Origin of the sequence: Fibrobacter sp. UWS1 (assembly GCF_002300445.1) — a bacterium.
In the GTDB taxonomy this organism is placed as follows: Bacteria; Fibrobacterota; Fibrobacteria; order Fibrobacterales; family Fibrobacteraceae; genus Hallerella; species Hallerella intestinalis.
Genome location: NZ_NSGW01000001.1, coordinates 1,652,015 through 1,677,801 on the forward strand (window position 1 = coordinate 1,652,015; position 25,787 = coordinate 1,677,801).

General features: G+C 42.2%; 32 protein-coding genes. 16 read left to right on the top strand and 16 right to left on the bottom strand.

The features are described 5' to 3' along the window. Window positions 1-19 precede the first annotated feature (19 nt). Window positions 20-898, bottom strand: coding sequence for an IS30 family transposase (locus BGX14_RS07015; protein ID WP_095879463.1), 879 nt, complete (start codon window positions 896-898; stop codon window positions 20-22). Between the two features lie 251 nt (window positions 899-1,149). Between BGX14_RS07015 and BGX14_RS07020 the strand changes: the two genes are divergently transcribed. Genes BGX14_RS07020 through BGX14_RS07040 form a run of 5 tightly spaced genes read left to right on the top strand, consistent with a single transcriptional unit; the run spans window position 1,150 to window position 4,915 of the window. Then, entirely contained in the window at window positions 1,150-1,797 is a 648-nt protein-coding gene (locus BGX14_RS07020; RefSeq protein ID WP_198951172.1) for an ABC transporter ATP-binding protein, read from the top strand. 32 nt (window positions 1,798-1,829) lie between these two features. After that, a complete protein-coding gene (locus tag BGX14_RS07025; RefSeq protein ID WP_095879464.1) occupies window positions 1,830-2,942 on the top strand; it encodes an AAA family ATPase in 1,113 nt (370 codons plus the stop codon). Further along, complete coding sequence (locus tag BGX14_RS07030; protein WP_095879465.1) at window positions 2,943-3,530, top strand: DUF4276 family protein; 588 nt, start codon at window positions 2,943-2,945, stop codon at window positions 3,528-3,530. Further along, window positions 3,460-3,615, top strand: a complete 156-nt coding sequence (locus tag BGX14_RS16490) for a DUF4276 family protein (protein ID WP_158223255.1) — start codon at window positions 3,460-3,462, stop codon at window positions 3,613-3,615. The genes BGX14_RS07030 and BGX14_RS16490 overlap by 71 nt, the downstream gene beginning before the upstream one ends. 4 nt (window positions 3,616-3,619) lie before the next feature. Next, on the top strand, window positions 3,620-4,915 hold the full coding sequence (locus BGX14_RS07040; protein WP_095879467.1) for a polysaccharide ABC transporter ATP-binding protein: 1,296 nt from the start codon (window positions 3,620-3,622) through the stop codon (window positions 4,913-4,915). On the opposite strand, the gene BGX14_RS07045 is transcribed toward BGX14_RS07040, so the two are convergent. Beyond that, the gene (locus BGX14_RS07045) at window positions 4,916-5,947 is read right to left on the bottom strand and encodes an acyltransferase (protein WP_095879468.1); all 1,032 of its coding nucleotides are present in this window, start codon (window positions 5,945-5,947) and stop codon (window positions 4,916-4,918) included. Window positions 5,948-6,082: 135 nt separating this feature from the next. Here BGX14_RS07045 and BGX14_RS07050 point away from each other — a divergent pair, with 135 nt between their 5' ends. Both BGX14_RS07050 and BGX14_RS07055 read left to right on the top strand, forming a co-directional pair. Then, on the top strand, window positions 6,083-7,318 hold the full coding sequence (locus BGX14_RS07050; protein WP_095879753.1) for an IS256 family transposase: 1,236 nt from the start codon (window positions 6,083-6,085) through the stop codon (window positions 7,316-7,318). Between the two features lie 284 nt (window positions 7,319-7,602). Next, on the top strand, window positions 7,603-8,406 hold the full coding sequence (locus BGX14_RS07055) for a class I SAM-dependent methyltransferase (protein WP_095879469.1): 804 nt from the start codon (window positions 7,603-7,605) through the stop codon (window positions 8,404-8,406). Between the two features lie 135 nt (window positions 8,407-8,541). On the opposite strand, the gene BGX14_RS07060 is transcribed toward BGX14_RS07055, so the two are convergent. The 6 genes from BGX14_RS07060 to BGX14_RS07085 all read right to left on the bottom strand — a co-directional run bounded on the left by BGX14_RS07060 (window position 8,542) and on the right by BGX14_RS07085 (window position 14,508). Next, window positions 8,542-9,501 carry an IS30 family transposase gene (locus tag BGX14_RS07060; RefSeq protein ID WP_095878741.1) on the bottom strand — a complete coding sequence of 320 codons (960 nt, stop codon included), beginning with the start codon at window positions 9,499-9,501 and terminating at the stop codon, window positions 8,542-8,544. Window positions 9,502-9,598: 97 nt separating this feature from the next. Continuing rightward, a complete protein-coding gene (locus BGX14_RS07065) occupies window positions 9,599-10,615 on the bottom strand; it encodes an AbiH family protein (RefSeq protein ID WP_095879470.1) in 1,017 nt (338 codons plus the stop codon). A gap of 23 nt (window positions 10,616-10,638) precedes the next feature. After that, complete coding sequence (locus BGX14_RS07070) at window positions 10,639-11,631, bottom strand: hypothetical protein (protein WP_095879471.1); 993 nt, start codon at window positions 11,629-11,631, stop codon at window positions 10,639-10,641. 1 nt (window position 11,632) lies between these two features. Further along, on the bottom strand, window positions 11,633-12,919 hold the full coding sequence (locus BGX14_RS07075) for a glycosyltransferase family 1 protein (RefSeq protein ID WP_095879472.1): 1,287 nt from the start codon (window positions 12,917-12,919) through the stop codon (window positions 11,633-11,635). A 15-nt stretch (window positions 12,920-12,934) separates the two neighbouring features. After that, a complete protein-coding gene (locus BGX14_RS07080; RefSeq protein WP_095879473.1) occupies window positions 12,935-13,651 on the bottom strand; it encodes a glycosyltransferase family 32 protein in 717 nt (238 codons plus the stop codon). Then, window positions 13,633-14,508: a glycosyltransferase family 32 protein gene (locus BGX14_RS07085; RefSeq protein WP_233126495.1), complete on the bottom strand. Its 876-nt coding sequence runs from the start codon at window positions 14,506-14,508 to the stop codon at window positions 13,633-13,635. Before BGX14_RS07085 ends, BGX14_RS07080 begins: the two co-directional genes overlap by 19 nt. On the opposite strand from BGX14_RS07085, the gene BGX14_RS07090 reads away from it, so the two are divergent. Genes BGX14_RS07090 through BGX14_RS07100 form a run of 3 tightly spaced genes read left to right on the top strand, consistent with a single transcriptional unit; the run spans window position 14,471 to window position 17,786 of the window. Then, window positions 14,471-16,222, top strand: coding sequence for a hypothetical protein (locus tag BGX14_RS07090; protein ID WP_095879474.1), 1,752 nt, complete (start codon window positions 14,471-14,473; stop codon window positions 16,220-16,222). The two genes, BGX14_RS07085 and BGX14_RS07090, sit on opposite strands and share 38 nt — an antisense overlap. Next, complete coding sequence (locus BGX14_RS07095) at window positions 16,222-17,448, top strand: hypothetical protein (RefSeq protein ID WP_233126440.1); 1,227 nt, start codon at window positions 16,222-16,224, stop codon at window positions 17,446-17,448. The genes BGX14_RS07090 and BGX14_RS07095 overlap by 1 nt, the downstream gene beginning before the upstream one ends. Window positions 17,449-17,474: 26 nt before the next feature. Continuing rightward, window positions 17,475-17,786 (top strand): hypothetical protein, encoded by a 312-nt coding sequence (locus BGX14_RS07100; protein ID WP_095879475.1) that lies wholly within the window; start codon window positions 17,475-17,477, stop codon window positions 17,784-17,786. Window positions 17,787-17,929: 143 nt separating this feature from the next. Here the strand turns inward: BGX14_RS07100 and BGX14_RS07105 are convergent, their stop codons facing one another. Beyond that, on the bottom strand, window positions 17,930-18,664 hold the full coding sequence (locus BGX14_RS07105; protein ID WP_095879476.1) for a DUF3800 domain-containing protein: 735 nt from the start codon (window positions 18,662-18,664) through the stop codon (window positions 17,930-17,932). Between the two features lie 152 nt (window positions 18,665-18,816). Here BGX14_RS07105 and BGX14_RS07110 point away from each other — a divergent pair, with 152 nt between their 5' ends. Further along, window positions 18,817-19,092 (top strand): hypothetical protein, encoded by a 276-nt coding sequence (locus tag BGX14_RS07110; protein WP_143394178.1) that lies wholly within the window; start codon window positions 18,817-18,819, stop codon window positions 19,090-19,092. A 79-nt stretch (window positions 19,093-19,171) separates the two neighbouring features. On the opposite strand, the gene BGX14_RS07115 is transcribed toward BGX14_RS07110, so the two are convergent. Genes BGX14_RS07115 through BGX14_RS07125 form a run of 3 tightly spaced genes read right to left on the bottom strand, consistent with a single transcriptional unit; the run spans window position 19,172 to window position 20,075 of the window. Beyond that, entirely contained in the window at window positions 19,172-19,387 is a 216-nt protein-coding gene (locus BGX14_RS07115) for a hypothetical protein (RefSeq protein ID WP_073301625.1), read from the bottom strand. Next, on the bottom strand, window positions 19,384-19,860 hold the full coding sequence (locus BGX14_RS07120) for a DUF3990 domain-containing protein (RefSeq protein ID WP_073301623.1): 477 nt from the start codon (window positions 19,858-19,860) through the stop codon (window positions 19,384-19,386). Before BGX14_RS07120 ends, BGX14_RS07115 begins: the two co-directional genes overlap by 4 nt. Continuing rightward, on the bottom strand, window positions 19,857-20,075 hold the full coding sequence (locus BGX14_RS07125) for a DUF3791 domain-containing protein (protein ID WP_073301621.1): 219 nt from the start codon (window positions 20,073-20,075) through the stop codon (window positions 19,857-19,859). Before BGX14_RS07125 ends, BGX14_RS07120 begins: the two co-directional genes overlap by 4 nt. Before the next feature lie 42 nt (window positions 20,076-20,117). Here BGX14_RS07125 and BGX14_RS07130 point away from each other — a divergent pair, with 42 nt between their 5' ends. Beyond that, complete coding sequence (locus tag BGX14_RS07130; RefSeq protein ID WP_095879478.1) at window positions 20,118-20,513, top strand: hypothetical protein; 396 nt, start codon at window positions 20,118-20,120, stop codon at window positions 20,511-20,513. Between the two features lie 84 nt (window positions 20,514-20,597). Here the strand turns inward: BGX14_RS07130 and BGX14_RS15270 are convergent, their stop codons facing one another. Together BGX14_RS15270 and BGX14_RS07135 are read right to left on the bottom strand one after the other, a co-directional pair. Then, the gene (locus tag BGX14_RS15270) at window positions 20,598-20,948 is read right to left on the bottom strand and encodes a hypothetical protein (protein WP_143394179.1); all 351 of its coding nucleotides are present in this window, start codon (window positions 20,946-20,948) and stop codon (window positions 20,598-20,600) included. A 40-nt stretch (window positions 20,949-20,988) separates the two neighbouring features. Continuing rightward, window positions 20,989-22,209 carry an ATP-binding protein gene (locus BGX14_RS07135; RefSeq protein ID WP_095879479.1) on the bottom strand — a complete coding sequence of 407 codons (1,221 nt, stop codon included), beginning with the start codon at window positions 22,207-22,209 and terminating at the stop codon, window positions 20,989-20,991. A 94-nt stretch (window positions 22,210-22,303) separates the two neighbouring features. Between BGX14_RS07135 and BGX14_RS07140 the strand changes: the two genes are divergently transcribed. Next, window positions 22,304-22,654, top strand: a complete 351-nt coding sequence (locus BGX14_RS07140) for a hypothetical protein (protein ID WP_095879480.1) — start codon at window positions 22,304-22,306, stop codon at window positions 22,652-22,654. 71 nt (window positions 22,655-22,725) lie between these two features. On the opposite strand, the gene BGX14_RS07145 is transcribed toward BGX14_RS07140, so the two are convergent. After that, on the bottom strand, window positions 22,726-23,091 hold the full coding sequence (locus BGX14_RS07145; RefSeq protein ID WP_095879481.1) for a hypothetical protein: 366 nt from the start codon (window positions 23,089-23,091) through the stop codon (window positions 22,726-22,728). A 169-nt stretch (window positions 23,092-23,260) separates the two neighbouring features. After that, window positions 23,261-24,469: an IS4 family transposase gene (locus tag BGX14_RS07150; protein ID WP_095878730.1), complete on the bottom strand. Its 1,209-nt coding sequence runs from the start codon at window positions 24,467-24,469 to the stop codon at window positions 23,261-23,263. Between the two features lie 172 nt (window positions 24,470-24,641). On the opposite strand from BGX14_RS07150, the gene BGX14_RS07155 reads away from it, so the two are divergent. From BGX14_RS07155 to BGX14_RS07165, 3 genes are all read left to right on the top strand, one after another. After that, the gene (locus tag BGX14_RS07155; RefSeq protein WP_073301912.1) at window positions 24,642-24,863 is read left to right on the top strand and encodes a hypothetical protein; all 222 of its coding nucleotides are present in this window, start codon (window positions 24,642-24,644) and stop codon (window positions 24,861-24,863) included. Beyond that, entirely contained in the window at window positions 24,856-25,272 is a 417-nt protein-coding gene (locus BGX14_RS07160; RefSeq protein ID WP_083545554.1) for a putative toxin-antitoxin system toxin component, PIN family, read from the top strand. The genes BGX14_RS07155 and BGX14_RS07160 overlap by 8 nt, the downstream gene beginning before the upstream one ends. Before the next feature lie 73 nt (window positions 25,273-25,345). Then, on the top strand, window positions 25,346-25,708 hold the full coding sequence (locus tag BGX14_RS07165; protein WP_095879483.1) for a hypothetical protein: 363 nt from the start codon (window positions 25,346-25,348) through the stop codon (window positions 25,706-25,708). Window positions 25,709-25,787: the final 79 nt, after the last annotated feature.

Here is a 25,787-nt window from a genome sequence, read left to right on the forward strand (position 1 = left end):
TTTTCGTCGCTAACGCGACTTAGGTTTGTAGTTTAACTTGCGTATAAATATACTCTAAAGGGGTCATAAAGTCAAGCCTTTTTCGAGGCCTGTTGTTCAGTTTATCCTGTATCCAGCGAACTTTCCGGGGAGAGATTCCCTTGAACGACTCCTTCTTGGGAAGATATTGGCGTATTAGACCGTTCATGTTCTCGTTGGCACCGCGCTCCCAGGAGTGGTACGGGTTCGCAAAGTAGTAATCCGCCTTCATAGCTTTCGCTATTTCTGCGTGACAGGCGAACTCCTTCCCGTTGTCCGAAGTGATTGTGAGAATCTTGACTTCGAACGTTTTCTCAAAGTCCTTCAGCGCCCTCACAAGCGTTCTCTTCAGGTCTTTCGCGTTCTTCGTCGGAAGATACCTTATCAGGCTGTAATTCGTCATCCTGTCGTTGATCGTGAGCAGGTTCGCGTCATGGTCCGCGCTGTTTATCAGGTCTATCTCGATGTCGCCTACGCGTGATTTCTCGTCCACGATTGCCGGACGTTCCTCGATGGGCACGCGGCCTACAATCTGGCCTCTCTTGTCCTTCTTCTCCCCGCGCTTACGGTATGGTTTCTTGCCGTGCCGCAAGTGCTTCTTCAGGTCCTCGTCCTTGTTCACATGCCTGTATATCGTGGCGACGCTAGGGACACCCATCCCATCGAGTTTCGCGCGTCCGTTCACCTGTTCGGGAGAGTAGTCTTCCTTGATTTTCCCGTCCACGATTTTCCAGTCGTCCTCGTCGTAGTCGTAATGCAGGTGACTTGTCGCGGCAAGGAGGTCTGCCCGTTCCTGCGACTTGACCGGGTCGTAATGCTGGCGGCCGCCGCCCCTGTTTAGTTCCCTGTAGATTGTGGATTTGTGGACCTTCAGCTGCAAGGCTATGTTTTTCGGGGGATCTTTGCCGCATTGAGCGCTCGTATTTCGTATCTTTGTGCTTGGTTGAGACTCACCGCCATGTCCTTTTTTGGTAGAATCGGCAAGGTAGAAAAGTTTCGGCCAGGTTCCCCAGGGGCTAGCCCTAGGGAACTTTTTTCTTCCCGATTCAACCTATATCAGTCGCATTGACGGTGAAAATTCGCGTGTTAATTTGCGAAATACGCCCATTTTTCTAGTTATATTACCCATACATGACCGCCATAGAATTTGAAAACATTAGCAAGCAATATCGTTTGGGGCTCGTGAGCACAGGAACGCTGAGCCACGACCTGAACCGTTTTTGGCAAACCAAGATTTTGCACAAGGAAGACCCGTACTTGAAAGTGGGCGAAGTGAACGACCGCGCGCACAAGGGTAAAAGCGATTATGTTTGGGCACTCAAGGATATCAACTTCAAGGTCGAAGAAGGCGACGTTGTCGGCATCATCGGCAGAAACGGTGCAGGGAAAAGTACACTCCTTAAACTTTTAAGCCGAGTGACCGCACCGACCACCGGGCGGACAGCACTTGGCAACTTCGTTGCCTTAGTGCGCATGGTCCTCGAAGGGGACACCATCCGCGCCCGAGGCCGCATCGCGAGCCTTTTGGAAGTCGGAACAGGTTTCCACCCGGAAATGACCGGTCGCGAGAACATCTACATGAACGGAGCCATCATGGGAATGACCCGCGCCGAGATTACCTGCAAACCCGACGAGATCGTGGACTTCAACGGATACGAACGCTACCTGGACACTCCCGTAAAACGCTACAGCAACTTAGCAGAAGTTCTCAAAAACAATACCGTCATCGGAAAATTCTTAAATGAAGGGAAAACAGCATTGAATGGGCTATATTCCTAGCGCAAAACTACTATTTTGTAGTTGAGGTCAAAATGAACAATAAATCTAAGTTAACACAAATAGCAATTTCTGGATTCAAGTCGTTTGGTTCGGATGAGCTTTCGTTGAATTTGGACCTAAAGGATGTTAACATCATTATTGGTACAAATGGAGCTGGTAAGAGCAGTTTCATATCCTTTTTTGAAATGTTGAACCATATGTCAACCGAAGCACTGCAATTATATATTGGGAAAAATGGCGGGGCAGACAACATTCTTCATTTTGGATCAAAAAAAACGCCAATTATCCAATCATCCTTGACATTTGAAAATCCTAATTTTAAAGATGTATATCAATTTAAATTAGCAAAATCCGTAAAAGATGCTTTGATTTTTTTAGAAGAAAAAATCAAAGTCAATGACAAAGAATTTGAGCTGGATGGAGGTCAGAAAGAAAGCCTTCTATATGCAGACGACCAAAAATACGCAGGCGCCAACGCTCTAAAGGCAATTCTGTCACAATGCCGGGCATATCAATTTCACGACACATCGGACCAATCTCATATCAGAAATTCGGCAAGCATAGCCAATAATCGATATTTATTTGCTGATGGCGGAAACCTACCTGCATTTTTATACAGACTCCAACAAAAATACCCTAAGTACTTTGAACGTATTACAAGTAGAATCCGATACGCTGTCCCTCAATTTGGAAAATTCGATTTATTTCCAGATCCGTTAAATATGTCATCCATAAAGCTCAATTGGAAATCTGAAATCGACAACGATTATTTGTTTGGACCAGATCACCTATCGGACGGCTCCATTCGTTTTATAGCCCTCGCAACACTTTTTTTGCAACCGCCGGAACTCTTGCCTAACATCATCCTTATTGACGAACCCGAGCTAGGTTTGCACCCACAAGTTATTGATTTACTTGCCTCTATGATAAAAGAGTGCTCTCAATACGCCCAAATTGTGATAGCAACACAGTCTCCCCGGCTTTTGGATAGCTTTACGCCCGATCAAGTAATTGTGGCCGAAACAAACTCTGCCTCAGGATCCTCGATTTTCAAAAGATTGAATGAACAAGATTTGGATGAGTGGTTGGAAAATTACAGTCTTTCCGAAATATGGGAAAAAAATATCATCGGAGGACAACCATAAATGAAAAAAATATTTATAGTCACCGAAGGTCCGTCCGAAGAACATTTTGCAAAAGCCATACTTGCGCCTCATTTTTGGGATTATGAAAAAATTATAATTCCAATAACAATATTGACCAAAAGGGATAATAGACATGGAATTATGTATAAAGGCGGAATGAGTTCGTATAGCAAAATGCAGAACTCTCTAGAACCTGTATTAAAGCGCGCCTCGAAAAGCGAAGACTCTTATGTTTCAACAATGGTTGATTTCTATGCGCTTCCAACAGACACTCCCGGTTACGCCAATGCGATGAAATATTCTGATGCCTACGATAAAGTCCGTCAATTAGAGAATTCTATTTTACAAAAGGTGGGTCACGAACGTCATTTTAAGCCGTATATACAGTTGCACGAATTTGAAGCTTTATTATTTGCAGACATAGAACAACTTTCTACAGAATACTTCGACTGCCAAATTGACGAATTACGACAGGCAATCAGTGCACAACCGAATCCAGAACTGATAAACAATAGTTTTGAAACGGGCCCCGTCAAAAAGAATTTTAAAAGCCATCCCCGCCTACGACAAAACTGTAGCAGGAATTGAAGTATTACGCAGAATTGGGTTAAATAAAATCAGAGACAAATGCAGACACTTCAATGATTGGATTACGCATTTAGAACAGATCTAGTAGTATGTCGACCGCCATTGAGTTCGAGAACATCAGCAAGCAATACCGTCTGGGGCTAGTGAGCACCGGGACGCTGAGCCACGACCTGAACAGATTCTGGCAGACCAAAGTGCTGCGCCGCGAAGACCCCTACCTGAAAGTCGGCGAAACAAACGACCGCGCACATAAAGGCTCGAGCGAATACGTTTGGGCACTCAAGAACATAAACTTCAAGGTCGAAGAAGGCGATGTTGTCGGCATCATCGGCAGGAACGGCGCCGGCAAGAGTACGCTCCTCAAGCTGCTCAGCCGCGTAACCGCCCCCACCACAGGAATCATCCGCGCAAGAGGCCGCATCGCGAGCCTCCTCGAAGTGGGCACCGGATTCCACCCCGAAATGACCGGCCGCGAGAACATCTACATGAACGGCGCCATCATGGGCATGACCCGCGCCGAAATCACCCGCAAGCTCGACGAAATCGTGGACTTCAGCGGCTGCGAACGTTACCTGGACACCCCCGTGAAACGCTACAGCAGCGGCATGACAGTCCGCCTCGGGTTCGCCATCGCCGCGCACCTGGAACCCGAAATCCTCGTGGTGGACGAAGTGCTCGCCGTGGGTGATGCCGAATTCCAAAAGAAGGCTATCGGCAAAATGCAGGACGTGAGCCGCGGAGAAGGCCGCACCGTACTGTTCGTGAGCCACAATATGGGCGCGGTGAAGAACCTATGCAGGAGGGGGATTGTCCTGAATCAGGGACAAGTGGCATTTGACGGCAGCGTGGAAGAAGCTATTAATTACTATACTGACTCAAATGTCAAAAATTACGAGCGGAAAGTCATTATCAACAACCGAGATCACCGCGAAGAAAGTCTACTTAAAGACCTTGAATTTGTTGAAGCAGAAATGCTAAATCCAGACATTGAGCATTTAGCAACAGATGAGCCTTTACTTCTCAAGTTAAAAATCAAAAGAAACAATCCATCAATTAAATCGTTCAATTTTGGATTGCACATTACAAATTCCAGCGACATTTGCGTCGGAACAATCGTTTCAAATATGCTAGATGTTCCGCAAAAAAATTTTTTTTCTTTGTTCTGTTCGATAAAGAACCACAACCTTGTCAAAGGCGACTATCAAATTCGATTTAATATCGGAATTAAAGATATTTCCTTAGGAGCTCGCAATTTTGATGTTTTAAGAAACGTTTTATCTTTCTCAATAGAATATTTGAAAAAAACGGATAAAAGCGCTTATTCATTATGGCTTCCAAATTGGGGAAACCATCTCTTATCCGATTGTTCGTTCAAAATAAACTAGTCAGAATAGAATTCGCTTTAATCGTCCACCTTTTCTATGCACTAAATAGCATATCCCACTGCAAACTAAATACACTACAATAGTTTTAGGAACATGATCAGCACCAATGATATCAAGAATCGATATTACAGGTCGATGCAGTAAGTATGTTCCAACACTAAAATTGCGAAACATCAAACTAGTCTCATTAGATATATTTACTGGAAAATTTAAAGCCTTTATAAAAATGATTGGAACAACTAGTAATTGCGAAATATACAATGCAGAATCATCCAAAGAAGCCTTATTTTTCAGCATTACAATTTCAAGTACATAAATAGAAAATGCCAAAATTGTAAAAAAAACAGAAACATTCGCATTTCTACGAACAACAAAAAATCCAATAGCCAGGTAAACAAAACCAACAAAAAAACCATTTCTTGCAGAAACACATAAATTCATAAATACACGTATATAAGGTTCAAAAAAAGTTCCTTGTACAACAAAGAAGTAATTGTTGCATACTAAGGCCCACGAATACAATAACGAAGCAACAAGCAATGCTCCCATAAAATTATTCCTTTTAACAAAAGGATACAACAATAATGCTCCCACAATACAAGCCTGCACAAACCAAAGAGCCCCCCACGGATAAAAAACCACATGCCTAATAATTTCCCTAAAAATCACAGGTCCACTCATATATGGAATCATTTTTATTATTTCCAATATGATGTTTATCAAAGAAAATACAACTAAAGGCACAAGCAATCTTTTTACGTATTTTTTGAATACTTCGTCTATTTTTGGGGGATGTTCTTTGATTTTCTTCCCCAAGAAATACCCAGACGTAACAAAAAAGAATGGAACTGCGAGCCGAAGTAGGCCTTGTGTTATAAAATACTTTACATCCGGATTAATTTCCGATAACGAGTCGCAATGTATAACGACAATGCATAAGCAGAAGAAAAATTTCAGGAAATCAACACATTTTAATGGCATTATTTCGATAAATCTTCTAAAAAAAGAGCGCCTACACAATGCTATAAGCATTGTGCTTATAATGTAATATATAAATATTTATTATAATTCACAATGCTGATTGCAGCAAAAAAAGACTCTATCCATAAAACTGTGTCATTCACCACCAAGCATCATTTGAAAAATGATGTAAATTGAGGAACTATGATGACACACGAAGAATATAAAGAGATGATCAAAAAAGCAGCATCTCAGTTCAAAACAGGAAAGCCAATTTTTGGCAAAGACGGAGCATTTCACCAAGTATTGGAAGATTTTTTGAATGCTGCATTAGAAGCGGAAATGGATGTTCATTTGGAAAAAACAAAGCCCGAAAATCGAGAAAATCGGCGCAATGGGAAAATGCCGAAAGAGATAAAAACGGCATACGGAGCAGTCCAAATAAACACGCCTAGAGACCGCGAAGGAAGCTTTAATCCTGAGATTGTGAAGAAACGTCAAACCGTGCTTGCCGAAGGTCTTGCAGACCGAATTATCGGCCTTTACGGACTCGGACAAAGTATGCGCGATATTCAAAAATATTTGGAAGATGATTTTGGCGAATACATTTCAGCCGATACCATTAGCAACATCACAGAACGCGTGTGGCCAGAGATTAACGAATGGAGAACGAGACGTTTAGAAACGGTTTATCCCATCGTTTGGATGGACGCAATTCATTACAAAGTAAAAGATGAATCAGGCATCGTAACAACGCGAGCAATTTACAATGTCATCGGTGTTGATTCAAATGGTTACAAAGATTTGCTAGGCATGTATGTGTCGCAAAGCGAGGGTGCAAAATTCTGGATGCAAGTCCTTTCCGATTTGAAAAATCGCGGAGTGGAAGACATTCTCATCGCTTGTGTAGACGGACTTTCAGGCTTTCCGGACGCAATAGAATCCGTGTTTCCAAAGACCAATGTTCAGTTGTGTGTAGTGCATCAAATTCGAAATTCACTCAAGTACATTAACGCAAAATCACAAAAAGAATTTTTGAAAGAACTGAAGTTAGTTTATGCGGCATCGACCAAAACGGAAGCCGAAATTGCACTAAAAAAATTAGAAGAAAATTGGGCAAAAAAATATCCAATCGTCATTCAATCTTGGAAAGAAAAATGGGATAAACTTTCGTGTTATTTTGATTATCCAAGTGAAATTCGTCGCATTATTTATACGACAAATACTGTCGAAGGTTATCATCGCCAAATTCGAAAAGTGACAAAAACAAAAGGTCTGTTTCCAAATGATGACTCGCTTGTAAAACTCGTGTACTTGGCGTATCGAAATATCAAAAAGAAGTGGAAAAAGCCATTGCAAAACTGGACAACTTGCGTACAAAAATTATCGATTCTTTTTGGTCAAAGATTTAATCCACTCAACTTAAATCAAATTCCAAAATGAATTTTCTCCGCCCCCAAACGGAAACACAAAAACTTTAATTGGATGATTTTTTTTCAAACAAGGAATGATAATTTTATCATTTCTTGTTATATTTGAATTGCTTCAAAAGGAGAAATTTGAAGTTGTCGCAAAGACAAAATCGAGTTGAAAAAACATCGCTTTGATTTTGCTTTTCGCTTCTTCAATTTTGAAATTTCAAAGCTCTTTTTTTAGCTAACAAAAACTAAATGACACAGTTTATTTGACAGAACCCAAAAAATGTATTTAAAAATAGAAATACACATATGATTTTAGAAAAACTTCGACATAATCCCATCTGCATCAAGATTTATTCATACCTAAAATGGCATGAACGATTAACACTAATAAAAAATTTTGGTTTTAAGTATAAATGCCCTTTTTGCAGATATCATGCACGAAAATTAAAACCCATTGGATGTGATTTTAAGGTCATTTATGAAAAAGAAATTATAGGGTGCGGGCGCCGTTTTGCTGGATGTATAAAGTGTGGTTCAACAGACAAGGAGCGTTTAGTATTCACATATTTGAAAAACAACATTGATTTTTTTTCAAACACCAACAAGACCATTCTACATATGGCCCCAGAGCCTAATTTAAGCAAACAATTTCTAGCACATAAATTCAAGGAATATATTTGCGGAGACTATTTCGCTCCTGGCTACGAAAACGCTTACCCTAGTTATGTTCAAAACATTAACATTTTAAATATTCCTTACAGCAATGAATATTTTGATGTCGTTATTTGCAATCATGTGTTAGAACATGTCGAAGATGATCTCAAAGGAATGTCTGAAATATATCGAGTTTTGCGAAAAGGGGGATTCGCGATTCTGCAAGTGCCCATTTCTTATGTAACGGATAAAACTTATGAAGATCCAAGCATCTCTGATCCTGCAGAACGCGAAAAAGTGTTCGGGCAACGCGATCATGTGAGAATTTACGGACTAGACTATTTTGATAGGCTGAAAAAAATCGGCTTTGAAATTGAAGTTGTTTCTGATCTGGCAACAAGATATTCCAAGTATGGATTAAATGGCAAAGAAAAAATTTTCGTCTGCCACAAGTAAAAAAAACGAAAAATACCACCAACAATAAGCTATGACATAGTTTGATTTACTCGGCCTTTTATTTCAGATATAGGCTCCAAAAAGATTGTTTATCATTCTTATCATTTATTGGCGGATTTTCGTCGCTAACGCGACTTAGGTTTGTAGTTTAACTTGCGTATAAATATACTCTAAAGGGGTCATAAAGTCAAGCCTTTTTCGAGGCCTGTTGTTCAGTTTATCCTGTATCCAGCGAACTTTCCGGGGAGAGATTCCCTTGAACGACTCCTTCTTGGGAAGATATTGGCGTATTAGACCGTTCATGTTCTCGTTGGCACCGCGCTCCCAGGAGTGGTACGGGTTCGCAAAGTAGTAATCCGCCTTCATAGCTTTCGCTATTTCTGCGTGACAGGCGAACTCCTTCCCGTTGTCCGAAGTGATTGTGAGAATCTTGACTTCGAACGTTTTCTCAAAGTCCTTCAGCGCCCTCACAAGCGTTCTCTTCAGGTCTTTCGCGTTCTTCGTCGGAAGATACCTTATCAGGCTGTAATTCGTCATCCTGTCGTTGATCGTGAGCAGGTTCGCGTCATGGTCCGCGCTGTTTATCAGGTCTATCTCGATGTCGCCTACGCGTGATTTCTCGTCCACGATTGCCGGACGTTCCTCGATGGGCACGCGGCCTACAATCTGGCCTCTCTTGTCCTTCTTCTCCCCGCGCTTACGGTATGGTTTCTTGCCGTGCCGCAAGTGCTTCTTCAGGTCCTCGTCCTTGTTCACATGCCTGTATATCGTGGCGACGCTAGGGACACCCATCCCATCGAGTTTCGCGCGTCCGTTCACCTGTTCGGGAGAGTAGTCTTCCTTGATTTTCCCGTCCACGATTTTCCAGTCGTCCTCGTCGTAGTCGTAATGCAGGTGACTTGTCGCGGCAAGGAGGTCTGCCCGTTCCTGCGACTTGACCGGGTCGTAATGCTGGCGGCCGCCGCCCCTGTTTAGTTCCCTGTAGATTGTGGATTTGTGGACCTTCAGCTGCAAGGCTATGTTTTTCGGGGGGATCTTTGCCGCATTGAGCGCTCGTATTTCGTATCTTTGTGCTTGGTTGAGACTCACCGCCATGTCCTTTTTTGGTAGAATCGGCAAGGTAGAAAAGTTTCGGCCAGGTTCCCCAGGGGCTAGCCCTAGGGAACTTTTTTTCTTCCCGATTCAACCTATATCAGTCGCATTGACGGTGAAAATTCGCGATTGAAATATCGCCAAAAGCAACGTCAAAACCATTAAACACATGCCGAACTTTTTTCTTAACAGAAGCCAATTCGTCCTCTCCATAATATGAGACGATAATCTTGGCTTTTTTACTCAATCTATGAGCTATCTCCTCAAAATAGGGCATGTCAACGGCTCCAAATGAATGCCCGATTATATAAACTTTATTGTAATTAACGGCATCTGATAAAAACGAAGTAAGCGAGGTTAAACATTCTTCTATGTCTTTACGTAATAATTTTTTCGAGTCTGTGTTTGCTTCGTTAAGAACGTTTTGCGCGACAATCTCACGCATGAGCCCCAAAGAGCCGTCTGCTATTGATTCTTCCGACAATTCATCATCACCATGTCCAAAAATCAAATCGGCTCCTTTTTGCGCATCATATGGTTCAGCAAGGCCGTGAATGTGAAGAATTTTCAAATAGTTATCATCATAAAAATTTTCTAATGTATGAGAGTAATTAAAGGATACACAATCGGCGTGATTTAGTTGGTGAGAAAACCTTCTTACCGTTTTTTTATTCACATCATCGTAATCAAGCGACAGAATCCAATCGCACAAAGCGTTTGCCATCAAACGGGTGAAAGAATCATCTACATTTTGCTTTAGTGCGGAGATGCGAGCTTCAATCGAACCAAAATGATTACTGATTTCATCATTTTCATCATTACCATCTAATTCACTATCCTCAACAACATGGTGTTTTATAATTTCTTTATTAGTGACATTTGCCAGTTTTTCTTCAAAACGCGCCCACATTTCAAGGGGGGAATCGTTCTTGTCACAAGCGAATAGATAAAAGTTCTCATACACCTCTAGATATTTATCTTCCAAGAAATTTGCAAAATCTGGATACGGGCTTAGCTTACAACAGACGGATTTTCTTAAATCTTTATCATAGTACCTTGTTGGTAGCCCATGGCACAAATCAAAGCCATTACCCAGAATAAAAAGTTTGTTGTACACGTTATTTCCTCAAGCAAATGATTTCATTTACCCCAAAATATAGAAGTCGTGACTTTAGTGATTCTGTCCATCAAGGTAAACAACCAATGACCTCGCTTTGAAAGGAAAAGGCAACGAATAAATCCATACAGATTCGTTCTAGAGAGATTCCTGTAAACATCAGAATCGTTCTTTCCTAACAGAATTGTTTCGCGTCCATCAAAAGCAGACTTCGCATCAAAAATCAATTCTTTGTCATCAGAAGTCAGATGTTGTGTCTTTATTTTATAATAGAAGTTCGAGTTCAAGAAATAAAAAGCGGATTCCGGCATTTCAGAATTAGAAACTGCTGTAGCAAAACAATGAATTATTTTTGCGGTATGTAAATATTTTAATGATGCGGACACTTGGCAATTATAAACACCAGGGAGTATGCCAACAATTCCATTCATCCGTTTATTCGTCTCATTTAAAGCTGGCATGTCAACAGGAATGTTTTTTTCGACGCTTTGCAGCCACAGCGTATGCCATAGAGAAGAGAATTTATGAGCGATGTCACTATCTCGCATCCATAAAACACCGCCATTTATATAATGAATAAGACCCGCTTCTAAAAATCCCGATTGATTTATTTGAGTTAAAAAGACCGGCCAATTTGAATTCTCTTGAGGCTTCTGATGACAATCGTCGACCCCCATTATATCGTCTTTGAAATCCGATTCTTCAATTTTTTCGCAGACAATTGTATCGCAATCCAAATAAAGAAAGTCTCCCTCAAAAATTTCTCTCAACGTAGTCTTTAAAAAACGAGATCGATAATGCTTTTTGAATGAAGAATCAAAAGGAATGACCTTTGTTTCATCAATCAGTTCTGTATGGCGAGCGCGTAGGCCAACCAAAGATTCGTTGGTTATGTCATCGCACACAAGAGAAATCTTGGCTTCAGGATTCCAGTGCCTAAGAGAAATCAGCGAAACAAGAAATTGCTCGTAATAAACATCAGAGGAATCACTAACTAATACATAAACAAATTTCATATTACATATCCTCTCTCATTACACGAATAATTTCATCCGAAGCTTTTTTCCACGAAAATAGACCTGCCCTCTTTTTCCCACGCTCAGCATATTCTTTACGCAAATTTTCGTCATAATAATATTTTTCATAAGCTTCAACATGTTGTTCGTCGCTATCCCAGTCGATCATTATTCCAGCATCGCCAACGACTTCAGGTAATGAGGAATTATTACTTGTAATGACTGGGCAACCACACTGCATCGCTTCAAGTGGAGGCAATCCGAAACCTTCATATTGACTGGTATAGACAAACCATTCCGCGTTGCTATACAAAACAGGCAAATCATCATCATCGACATATCCAGCCTTTATTATATACTTATCAAAAATACTGGGATTCTCTAATCCTGCTTTTATTTTTTCAGCAAAAGCATTCCAAGCGCCGCCCCCAAGCACGAAGATTAAGTCGTCTATTTTATTCTTTTCTACGAAATATACAAACATCCTAACGGCTCGGATTAAGTTTTTTCTAGGTTCCAAAGTGCATAAGCTAAAAATATAACGTTTGTCTTGTGGCAAATTGTATTTGCGTTTCACATGTTCTACATCTTTTGCAGACTTCATTGGACGAAAATTATTGTTTGCGGCCCAATAAACAACATGAATTTTGTCAGGATTCAAACGAGGACTAACAGAACAAAAATCTTTTTTTGTAGCACACGAAATCGCAAAGTAATTATCTCGAGAATTTAAATGTTTAATCAAGTGTCCAAACCAGCTATTTTTCTTCTGACTAGAATACTCTTCCATTTTCAATGGTATTATATCATGCAAAACAACAAATTTCGTTACATTTTTCTGTAAACGTATAAACCATGGAGCTGCTGTTAAGGGGGAAAAATAAATGTTAAAATCATTCTTTTTAATTAGGGCGTTTTTTATTCCAAAACAAAAATCATAAATAGAAACAACAATCAAATCTATACAAGAAAAAAATTTTCGGATTAAAGATAGATGAAAGTATTTTTTTCTTTTATTTCTTACATAGGATAATATTGAAAAAATTAATCTAGCCCCCAAACCCGTCTTATAAACGGATTTTACACATGGATATTTTAACTTTATCAAATCGTCTAAGCCAATTCCTTTGGACGGACTAGAAAAAAGCGTAATATCAATGTCATCCCTGCTCAACAATTCCTTTAAAAGATTCAATGCAACAAAATAAATTCCGCCTCGACACCCGGAATCAACCTCGCCATCAACGAGAATCGTTGCATCATATAAAATATTCAATCTCTTTTTCATTGAATAAACTCGGAATTAAGTATTTTTTCTTATTTTCTTTTTTATCGAAAAAAATGATGCCACAAAAAGTCCCACTAAAGCACCATATTTTTTTGAATATTTCACCCTTATCCTAAAATATTCTCGCTGATAATCATTGAACCAGTTTCCATCAAAATGATGTATCGTATATGTATGTGGAGTTATTTTGACGTTTTCAGTCCTGTTGTCTTTCGGCGAAAAGAATTCAGCAGGAAGAATGGCAACATTCGACTTTTTTGATAAAACATTTTTCAAAATAACGGGAATCGCAATCGCAGGATTATTTAATTGGGTAACATTGAATTCCTTTAATTCATACCAATCCAAAGCATCTTTCAACCAATTTAAGCTTGGTTCTGCTCCTATAACGGCGGCCTCAATCACGTTTTTGTGGGTTTCCCTTCCCACAAAATAAGAGCGTTCCAGCAAATCATCAAACGGTTTGGTTACTTCGACATCGCAATCTAAGTATATTCCGCCGTAATTATACAAAGCATAAAGGCGAATGTAGTCTGCTGCAAATGCCCATTTCCTCGCGTCGATTGCGCTGTTAACCCAGGAACAATTAATTTCCTTTATTTTTTCTCTATCCCAAAGAACGAACTGGTAGTCGGGTAAATATCTTTGCCAGGACTTCATGCATTTTTGCACAAGGTCCGAATACGGCTCACCACTTAGCCAGCAATAATGTATCACCTTCGGGATTGCCATTTTTTTGCCTGGAATAAAGATTTTCCCTTTTGTTTACAACGAGCAACGGTTTCTTTGAAACTATTATATCTTAAATTAACAAAAATCGCGTAGATTGTCGAAATGAATGTCCCTATCCGTTCACCAAATAGTCTGCATAGTTTTATTCTGGCGTTCACATGTTTTCTTTGCGCTTTAGAATACCATGAGCCATTAAAATGATGGATTGAATATGTCCTATCGGTCGCTTCCACAGCCAATGTACGGGTGTTTTTGGGACTAAAGCACTCCATTGGCAGAAGTTCCTGCAACACTCCGGCCTCGTTCAAGACCTCCGACATGATATGCGGCAATACCGTGGTATCAAATGTTCCGTCATCGGCTATGAAATATCTATTCTCATAATAATCTAGGCATCGCTTAATCAATGGGTGATGGCGTTCTGCACCGAATGTGGCTGCTTCAATTATATGGCTTGCGTCAATCCTATCCGGCGTATGTTCTCGCCCAAAGAAATATTCTCTATCCAGTAAGTCATTAAACGATTTCAAAACTTCCACATCGCTGTCTAAATAAATTCCGCCATGATTATAAAGTGCATAAAGACGGATGTAGTCTGCCGCAAAAGCCCATTTCTTTACAGAACAAGCCTGCTCCACCCAAGGCACAGAATGCACATCAAAATGATTCATATCCCACAGCATTAATTCATAATCCGGAAGTTTTTCTTTCCAGCTCTGAATACAACGCTGAACCAATTCCGGATACGGATCATTGCTTAGCCAACAGTAGTGTATAATCTTAGGGATAGACATATCGATAAAAATATATATTTCTCCCATGCCTATTAAAAAAGCTTTGGCATTTTCTGCCGTCATCAACCTCTTCTTCCTAGCTCTTTGCCTTATTTTTGGGGACCTCAAGTTCGGAGCCATCGACGACTATTTTATGGCAGCCAGGCTTACAGGCGCATTCGGTACCGAATACAACCCGCACTTGATTTTTGTGAACGCTGTTTACGGTTACGCGCTGTTGCCTCTTTATCATCTTTTCCCCACTATCGGGTGGTATTACATTGGCGAGATGTTTTCCGTATTCCTCTCCTTTACTGTCATCGGTTACGTACTATTGCAGCGGTGTGGCGAACGTTGGGGAATCATCCTCGCGACCCTTTTTACAGCCATGTTCGCCAGCGATTTTTACTTGGTTGTACAATTTACGCAATGCGCTTCTATTTTGAGCGCCGCCGGAATGCTGCTTTTTGCATACGGAGTGGTGTCGAAAAACAAAGCAGAAGATTGTTGCGCTAGCCAAAGGCGGGCCTGCAATGACACATTAAAGCAATTCTTCCTAACGTTGTCAAAAATGAGGCCTTACCTCCCCTTTATTCTTGGCGTTTTTCTAATGCTGTGGGGTTCGGTAATGCGCTGGCAAGCCTTCTTGATGGGAATGCCTTTCTTTTGTCTCGGCATGTTCTTCATCCTTAAAGAATGTTGGAGGCGCAAGTGTCAAGTCATCGTGGGATTAGCCGTTCTATTCAGCGCGGCGTTTGCCATGCACCATTGGGATCGAAATCTATACAAGGCTCCAGAATTCGCAGAATTTATCAAGTTTCAAGGGCCACGCGTCACATTCGGCGACAACGGCAACTACAACCAAAACGCAGTGTATGAGGATGCCGAAGAATTGGGACTATCGGGAAAAGACTACCATATACTCACTCAGTGGACATTTTATGATACCAAAATATTCTCCGCAGATAGCCTCAAGCGATATAGCGACATCGTTTCAGCTTATCGCGACAAGAATATTCCGGAACAAATTCCACGAAATCTGCTCAATTCCCTCGGCCACTCCCTAAACACACCCGTTTTTTGGACTTGGTTCATCTTATGCCTACTTGTTTACGCGACCCGGCCAAAAAAGTTCCTATACCTTTGGGCATCCTTAGTCCTAATTCTAGGGTTAATGGCCTATTTGCTTGACATGGGTCGTCTCGTTTATCGCGTAGAAAGCGGATTTTGGTTGTACGCAGCTGTCCTCGCCGTTCCCCTGTTTGGGAAATTTAAACGAGAAATCCCTCATCAATTAGTTTATATCACACTATTTGCGATTGTAGCTATAAATCTATATTCTTACGCAACATCAGGGAAAATGGTTCGAGATCCAAACAGCGGGCAAGAACGAACCCTTGCTATTGAAGACTCCACGAATTATAAGCAAGTTTTCGATTACATCGATAGTCAGCCACACAAGATGTTCTTGCTAAGTATGAACGCCTTTATGCGTTTTAGCCATCACCGCAATCCGCCCTACTTGGCAGAACCAATAGGTATTTATCGCAACACGGTTTCCTTCGGATATTGGACCCCCTACCTGCCAGAAGTCACAGAAGCCTTGGCGGATTACGGAATAACCAATCCTATCAAAGATGTGGTTCACGACAATGTCATCGTCTTGAACGAGCCACATTTAGCGGATTTTTTACAAAGGCATTATTACGACAGCGTTGCCGTTGACACGTTAAAATCAATTGGCGAAATGACTTTTTTTAAATACAGGTTAGTCACAAAGCAGGAGGATAAGGAATAATGAGAATTCTCTACCCCCTGATGGCAAGTGCTCTGATAACCATCGTCCCCTTTCTTTTGACTTTCGAAAAGGGGCAAGATATCGTTCGCGGACTATTCGGGTACGAATATTTTGCCATATTATTACTCATTATCTTTGTCAAGAGTAAACTGAGGTTCGCCTTGAGCGTGGCATGGAGGAAACAATTTCTGTGCACAATTTGCCTCGCTCTATTATTCATCGCCCTCATTTCCATCGCATGGATGGACGTACAAAATCTTCTCGCTATCAAGGGTTGGAAAACCGGTTGGCATGGCGTTTTGCCCTTTATCACTTGCAGTCTAGCCATCGCCATGACCTGGAAGACAAGACCTTTTAGTTTTAATGGTATATGCTTTGTATTATTTGTAGCGCTGATTCTTCATCTAGCCAGTTATAATCAATACGCTAATCAGCCCCTAGCTCAATTCCCTACCATTGATTATCTAGACCGCATAGCCCCCAAATCCATTCAACGGAAAGAAATATCCAATGAATACCGCAATAAATATGTTATCACAGACTCCGTGACCATTACCCGCGATTACATTGATACAACCCGTAATAACGTAATCATTCTTATCGAAAGCTGGGGTGCCCCCCTAGATATAAAACGGTTTAAAAAGCAATTGAAAATTTTTGAAGGCGTTCACTATATCGCAGGCATTCATAATCGCATGTATAGTCGCACTAGAACAGCCGAAAGAGAAGATTTGCTCGATGAGATTCACAGCGATTCAACGAAAAAAAAAGACTCAACATTCCTACCACAGTTTTTCTCTAGGCGTGGTTTCAGAACATCTTTCCTAGTTGGAAACGACAGCTTAAAACACCTGCGCAACAAGTACCTTTCTAAAATGGGATTTGATAATGTTCTTTACCTAAAAGGATTTAGTGATGCCGACATCGCCTCAAAAATTGACAGTATTCTTGCAGACTCAACACAGAAGAATTTTATAGCATGGACAACTTCAGATACCAAATTTCCTCTAGACGCATTTTCCGACATGTATCACAGTAAAGCAGCCGATGTAGACTCGGTTTATACGCTACTCCTTAACGAATCGCTCCGCCAAATAGCCAGATTAGCGCAAAAATATCCAAGGACGCGCTTCATCATTCAAGGGGATCACAACCCGATTATATCACCAATAGAATTCCAAGAAAAATTCTATAGAAGATGGGTCCCCTTCGCAATTTTGAACTAAAACAGCATAAATTTACCACATCCTACGTGAAGTTGCAGGATGCATATGTATCGGAATCCAATATGATTGGTGGTTGGAAAAAAATTGGATATGTCATGAATGCAACAACCAACTTTACATATGCGGGTGATACTGAGGACGGAACTGTTGCTGTCACCGTCGGAAAAACAGATGCATGGAACGCGACATCAAATGTTGCGTTGAATGACTGCGCAATAGGCGCAAAGTGGCAGTTGGATGTTGTAGGTGCTACCAATGGAAATAGCGTAAATTATACAGCAACTACACCTACTTGTGGGGTAGCTCTCACCCCGACATTCGACAAAATCGGCAAGTAAGGTCTAGTACGCATAACATTTCAAAGGGTCTCCATTTGGAGGCCCTTTTATGTATAACTAAAACAACGAACAAATGATTTGTAAAAAAAATACAAAAACGTCCTGTTAAGTTAATCCTATCAGGCTGTTTTTAATAAAAAGGATCATCGGATATAAAGACCATACTCTTGTCCTTTATCCTTATCAAAACATCCCTGAATAATGGAACTGTAAGAATCGTCCCCAAATTCATATTTGCGAAAAAGTGCATAGGCCACCAAATCAGCCAATTGAATAAGTCGTGACATTTTGGAATCTAAAAATAACGGAACTTCAGCAAAATTTACAAGAGTGTTGCCCCAATGATTCCCCTCGATTTGGAATGCTTGGGACCATTGCTGGAATTTTTGCTCTGAAGTTGACTTGTCAAAAATGGCAATCCCCCGCTCGGGGACCTGTTTCTTAGCAAACCTACGCTTCAAGAACATATCAAATCTGCTTGTAATTTGCGTAAAAAGCTCTTCATCATGAGCAACATCAATTTGACAAGTCTTGTCTAATACTGCGCCAAATAAAATAAAGTAATTTGGATAATGAGCTGCTATATAGCCTAGAATCTCTTTCAACAACCCTTCTCGAGTTTCTTTCGGAATGGAGCGCCACTCTCCTTTACCTGAACGCATACGCGTTCCATGAAGTTCAAGATTCTTACAATCTGGGTGTTTGGCGAGAATTCTTTCAATGTCCTGTTGAACATAAAAAGTCTTGGTATCCCTTATGGCGAGTCCGGCAAGTACACAATGTTTGCAATTTTTGTCAGTAGCAAGTCCCGAATCATCAACATATAGCAGATACATTCTCTCTCCATAAAAAAAGTCGGGCGGAACAAAGTCCATCATACCACAAAAAGGCAGTATTACCCAACTCTATGTATTAATATACATAAATAATGATTGATGGAAAAGGCTTTTTTGTAAATTTGCCATAAAGTACTCCCAAAACAGCCACATCCTACGTGAAGTTGCAGGACGCGTATGTATCGGAATCCAATATGATTGGTGGTTGGAAAAAAATTGAATATGTCATGAATGCAACAACCAACTTTACATATGCGGGTGATACTGAGAACGGAACTGTTGCTGTCACCGTCGGAAAAACAGATGCATGGAACGCGACATCAAATGTTGCGTTGAATGACTGCGCAATAGGCGCAAAGTGGCAGTTGGATGTTGTAGGTGCTGCCAATGGAAATAGCGTAAATTATACAGCAACTACACCTACTTGTGGGGTAGCTCTCACCCCGACATTCGACAAAATCGGCAAGTAAGGTCTAGACATACAACATTTCAAAGGGTCTCCATTTGGAGGCCCTTTTTGCACAACTGTGGCAACGTAGGGACAAATGATTATTTCTTTAAAAATTCTTCTCTAATGAGTTCGTAAATATAATCGGGGCTTCGCGCCCGTAGGCCAGTTTCAGGATCGTTCAGAGCTTCAAATACTCTAGATTTATAGACAAATCCAAACGCGGATTCCATATCCATGGAAAAATCGTTCATTAACAATTGAACATTTTTTTCTACAATTCTAGAGACCAACGATTCTGATTGAGCTGTCGTCATTTCTTTACTCTCCGCAAAAAGGAAATCGCCCTTTTCGTCAAGAAACAGTACTGGCTATTCAAATTCTTATACTCAAGTTCCTTAGCCAGCTCTTCTAAAGTTCTCAAACCCTCCTCATACAAGTTTAGTAAATAGGCCACGCCGTCATCTGCAATTGGTCCGATAACAATATCGTAATCATGAGTGAAGTTTGTGTACCTGCTACGGTTTTTATAAATAAACTCGGCCCATTCTACACAAACCTTATCAAAGCGCAAAACTCGTAAACCATTTGATTGAAGGACTGTTTCATCGAATTCATATTCTTGGACAACGGGTGCGCCTCCCCAAATGCGGCTCCGAGTTTTGGCGAGTTCACAAGCCTGCTGTCGAATGTCGGTAGCATAAAAACCTTTGCCGAAATCTTTGTACAGTTTGGTTTTCTCTAGGTCAATTATAGTGAAATCGCAATTCGTTCCGTGATAAAGAATCATCCGATTGCGCCCCCGTTATTCTTGCAAACGGCAACTAAATCATTTAAGGTATCTTCCACCGGCAGAAGGTGCTCTGTAGAATAAGATTCGTCTAGAAATCGGATACCCTTAAATCGGCACAAGTAATCCGCCGCCCCCTGAAGCGGCAACTGGAATCGCTTAGCAAAAAGGCGAATGCACATGTTTACGTAAGGAATTTTGTACTTGTCCGTCATGTTTAGAATATAGATTATCGTTTTTGAAAAACAAATATAAGTATGCCGAACAGAGTTCCTTTGCTTCTCTTTTTTTCATTCTACGTGAAGATGCAACAGGCGTATGCAGCAGAACAGAATGCAATCGGTGGCTGGACTCTGATTGGCTATACTGCTCCTGGTAACGGTTCTACAACGAACTTCAATTATTCTGGCGCAGTTACCGCTGACGGAACGGCAGCCACTTCAACCAAAGATGCTTGGAAAGCCGCATCTAAAGTTGACTTGAACGATTGTAAGGCGGCCTCCGCTTGGTCTCTCACTGCTGTACCTGGCGTTGGTGGTGCCGTTACGATTAACACTGTTCTGACTCAAGCTTCAGGTTCTGGAGCGGGCGCATGCCTTGCTTTGACACCGTCCTTCCATCAGATTGGCGATGGTAAAGCTAACTCTAACTAATTCCTAACAAGCATTGCAAAAATAACATATGAAGAGAGCCTTTCCAAAGGGAAGGCTCTTTCTATTTCAAAACGTTATTTACGGCTAGTCAATTGTGCCATCAATAGCAGTGAAGTTCGGCGTCAGAGACAGGCAAGAACCGTCTGTTCCACCAACTTTAGCCTCGTAGGTTATGCCTGCGGATGCTGCAGAGGTCGGTGCACCCGGAGTAACCTTAATGGTCCAGTTCGGAGTGCCGGATTCACCAGGAGTGCATTCGTTCAGTTTTACCAGGTTGTTGGCAGACCACGCTTTTTCTGTTGCTGAGGTTGCGGTATTTGCCGCAGCAATAGCGCCAGCATAAGTGAAGTTCGTACTTGTCGGAACAGAATAACCGATCAAGGCGAAGCTTCCTGCGGCATTTCTTTCTGCGAAGAAAGCGTCCTGCAACTTCACGTAGGTTTACGATTGCAATCGCCTGTAATAGACTGATTTTCTACAAGTAGGCTAACGGCAATATATTGACCTTATCCGTTAACGGCAAATGCGTTTTTGCAAGGCAAATTACGGCTCCGCAACCGACGTCCATTCCATTTTCTTCAAGAATGTCAAAGTGGCGAATGTCCTTTCTAGTCGGATTTGAAGTTTGCTTTATTTCGACCGGGCATAATTTCCCGGCATCCTCGACAATCAGGTCGATTTCCCTTTTTTCCTTGTCCCGGTAGAAGCTAAAGTTCGGTTGGCGACCGTTGTGCCAGTAGGTTTTCAAAAGTTCCGAAATGACGAAGGTTTCCAGCATTTCCCCGCTCTTGGCACCGGATTCAAGCACTTCCGGCGAAGTCCACCGTGTCAAATAGCAGGCAAGGCCCGTGTCGAGAAAATAGACCTTGGGCATCTTTGTCATGCGGTTTCCGATACTTTGTGCGTAGGGGTATAGCAAATAGACGAGCCCCGAAGCAATTAATAGCGACAACCAGCGCTGTACGGTCGGCACATTCTTCCCGATGTCCTTTGCCACATCGGAATAGTTAAGGAGTTGGCCCGTCCTGGAAGCGATGGCGGTGATGAACTTGGTGAAAGCGAGTTCGTCGCCGATGTTTATCAATTCGCGGACATCCCGTTCTACATAGGTCTGGACGTAGGAACTATAGAAGTCTTCCCAGTCCATCAGCGGATTTTCATAAAGGGCAGGGTAATTTCCACGCCATATACGGTGGAATATGCTCCCGTATTCCATGCCATCGACTACTGAAGCGCGTTTTTCTATCCATTCCGTAGTCGGTACGAACTTTTCTATATCGGGGGTGCCAGCGGTTTCGTTCAACGAAAAACCTTGCAGTTGCAATACGCCGACACGCCCGGCAAGGCTTTCGGAAACGCCCTTCATCAGGCGAAACTGTTGGGAACCACTCAGCCAAAATGCGCCGCGCTCATGCGATTCGTCTACGACCGCCTTGATATAAGGGAGTAACTGGGGTGCATGATGCACCTCGTCAATGAATACAGGGGGTGGAAAACGCTGGAGAAAAAGATCCGGGTTTTCTTGGGCAAGCGCCCTCAGTTCCAGGCGATCCAGCGATACGTAGCGCCTGTTCGGGTCGCAGTTGCGTAACAAGGTGGTCTTGCCCACCTGCCGTGGACCGGTAACCATGACCACCGAAAAGGATGCGGCCAGTCTTCTGATCGCGTTTTCGAGCGTCCGCTTAAAATAATCCATAAAACCTCTTGTGTAATACTGACTTTTTGACCAATATAATATTCAATATTAAATTAGTCAATTTTAGGTTTCATGGAAGAAGGCGTAAACCTACGTGAAGTTGCAACAGGCGTATGTGTCAGAAGCAGCAAACATCGGTGACTGGTCTCAGATTGGTTATACCGCTCCAGGAACAAACGGTACAACATCAAACTTCACTTATTCTCAGCCGAACACAGGATGGAGTAATAACACTGTAGAACTTGCAAGCGGTATGACAGACGCTTGGGGTGCAAGCAACATTACCAAACTCAATGATTGTGCACAAGGTAAAAACTGGACTGTTTCTGTCACTGCTGGCACATCGGGCACCGCTTCCGGCGAGGCCGTTTTCACCGCACAAGTGGCCACCGCCAATGGAGATTGCAAGGCTCTTACCCCCAATTTTGAAAATATCGGCAAGTAATCGCTTAATAAAACACAATAAAAAAGAGCTCTCCAAAGAGGGCTCTTTTTTATCCTGAACTCTGCTAGCTATTACTTGCCGATCTGATTCCAGTTCGGAGTGAGCTGTAAGCAGTCTTGAATAAGAGTACTCGGAATGAAGGTTGCCTCACCAGCAGCTGATCCTGATTTAACCGTAATGGTCCAATGGTCGCCCTGAGTACAATCGTTCAATTTAGCTTCGTTGTGGGCAGTAAAACCGACCTTTCCCGATGCATCCAAAGCTGCAGTGTTGTTGGCATATCCGGTTGCATCCTTGTAGCTGAAATTATTCGTTTTAGACGATGCACCACCGCTAGCACCAGTAGCGTTCGTATTGTCGCCAGGGCCCTTATAACCAATAACAGACCAAGTTCCAATAGCTACTGCTTCAGAAACATAAGCCTGTTGCAACTTCACGTAGTATACGGGGGAATTATTGATTTGTTGTGGTGTTTGTTTAATGCAATTGCATTTTCTTTGAAAAAAAATTATTGTTATCCGCTAAACTTTAATTCATGAATTCATAATCCCCAAAACGTCCCGTTTTCAAGGAAAACGGGACTTGTTTCAAAATACGAGCCCCCCCTCAGTTCAGTTGGGACAGGAATGACTGCTGTGATTGCGGTGGAGCGAGTCCACCGACGTATGCATCCCTTACAGCCTTTATTGGAGATTCCAGGAGTTTGTACAGGTCTACGTAGTAGGTTGCACACTGGCGTATCAGCAGAACCGTGCTGGAGAAACTCAGCTTCCTTTTTGTCTGCGCACGAACAATGGCTGTCAGCAGGTTAGCTATCATTACTATCCAGATCTGTATCCGGATCGCATTCTCGCTGTCTCCGTAAAAGAAATGAAGCGGAAAATTCTGCTTGAGACTGCGGTAGAAGGTTTCTATCTGCCAGCGTCTTCGATAAATTTCGACTATTTCCTTGGCAGGAAGTTCATTGTTGTTCGTAAGCAGCCGCCATGTCTTTCCCGTCTCCTCGACATAATGTTCGACTATGCGGGCCCTGTGAACTCGCTCCTTCTTGCGGGAGACAAAATGAAATTGGACATTCTCGTCCCGAAGTATGTTGTCTGAAACGGGGTTGTCCGACACATGGTCGTACTTGAGGTTCTTCTTCATCCTGGTCACGTAGGTCGTTTTCTTTTTGGAGAAGCTCTCGAACAACTTGTAGTCGATGTATGCCCTGTCTATAGCAAGAAATGATTCCGAGGGAAGCTTGACTTTCTTGAGTTCAGTGCTGTCATGTTTCGCTGCCGGGGTCACGATGACGAACTCCGGCGCTCCAGACGAATCCTTCATCACGGTGTGCGCCTTGACTCCGCCCTTCTTCTTGCCCAGCTTCGGGTTCCTGCCGGCACCCTTCATCACGTCGGTGAAGAGGGAGACAGTCGTCGAGTCCATGACATAAAGCCTTTTGGACCAAAAATAGTCCCGGCTGTCCGCTAAACAGTGCTCGTACTTCTTGTGCAACTCATGGTAGAGCCGTTCAAATATCGCGGCCGGTCTCCGTCCGTTCGCGTCAGCGAATGTGCTTCTTTTGGGGATCTCCGTAAGTCCGGCGTGGACTAGCCGTCTCGATTCCGCTTCGAGCCCCAGCAAGATTTGATTGATGGACTTGTACTGCTCCATGACGGAAAACAAGAGCACAAGCAAATGCTGGTACGCATCGAACTTCTTGACATAGCGTTCCCCGCCGTTCTGTCTAGATAGGGACAGGACAAGGTTCTTGGGAATAAGCTTCATTATCTGGGAAAATACCGGCTGTCCGCTAAAGTTGCTATCTTTCATACTGCTTTTGGTTCCTTTTATTTGTGGTTATTTAAAACGATACCAAAAGTGACGGCTCTCGATTATCGGGAACCGTCTTTTTTTATAACTTTTCTACGAAATTGATTAACTTTTAGCGGACACTATTAAAAAAAAATGTATATTCTTGCTGAGGATGTATATGGCCGTTGATATGACACTGACAGAAATCAACCCGGCACAAATGCTGGTCTTGAAATCCTTCGCGAATGTGTCCAGCGAAGAGGAACTTTGCGCCTTGATGAAGACGCTAAGGAATTTCTATGCCCAACGGTTGGAAAAGGAACTCGACCACCTGTGGACGGACGGCACTTTGGACCAAATCCGTCTAGATAAATTACAATCCGAACACCTGCGGACTCCGTATCGTGGATAGCAGGAAAAAAATTGTTATCGACACGAACGCAATCTTGCAAATGTTGGGGAGGCATAGCAAGTATCACTTCCTTTATGAAAAATTTTTGAACGAGGAATACGTACTGTGTTTGTCCAACGAAATTATGCATGAATATGAAGAAATTTTGGGAATGCGGGCGTCTCCGGCAGTCGCAGGTTTGTTCGTTAAAGTTCTTGAATTTTCAGAAAATGTCATCCGCAAAGACCCATTCTTCAAACTAAACCTAATCAAAAAAGATCCCGATGACAATAAGTTTGTTGACTGCGCGTTTGCCTGCCAAGCGGACTACATTGTGACGGACGATGCTCATTTCTCAGAATTGAGACAAATTAAATTTCCTGTGGTACATACCAAATCATTGGATGAATTCGCTCAAGGCGAAGCATAAGATTCTCTATGGTTTGATGACGATTGTATTCCTCTCAGCTTGATATTGTCGCGACATTTTCACTTCATCCTACGTGAAGTTGCAGCAGGCGTACTATTCTGAAGCCTCTACTGTTGGCGGTTGGACGCTTATCGGTTACACGGCTCCGAATGATGGCACTACCACGAACTTCTACTACGGTATCGGTGAAATTGATCTTAAAAACAGCTCGAATGTTTCCAGTGCAACGGTTGCATGGCAGGCTGCAAACCCGAAGGCATTGAACGAATGCGCTGCTGTGACTGGAGTCACTGCTGGTAATGTAAACCTTTCTGGAGCAAACTGGACTGTTAGCGTTACTCCGAACTCTACGAACACCGATTTGACATTCAAAGCTGAAGCTAAGACTGAAGGTTGCCAGGCTTTGACTCCGACCTTTGCTAACATCGGTAAGTAATCGTCTAGCAAAAGACAATTGCAAAAAAGAGTTCTCCTACGGAGAGCTCTTTTCTGTTTTAAAAGCTGATGTTGATAAA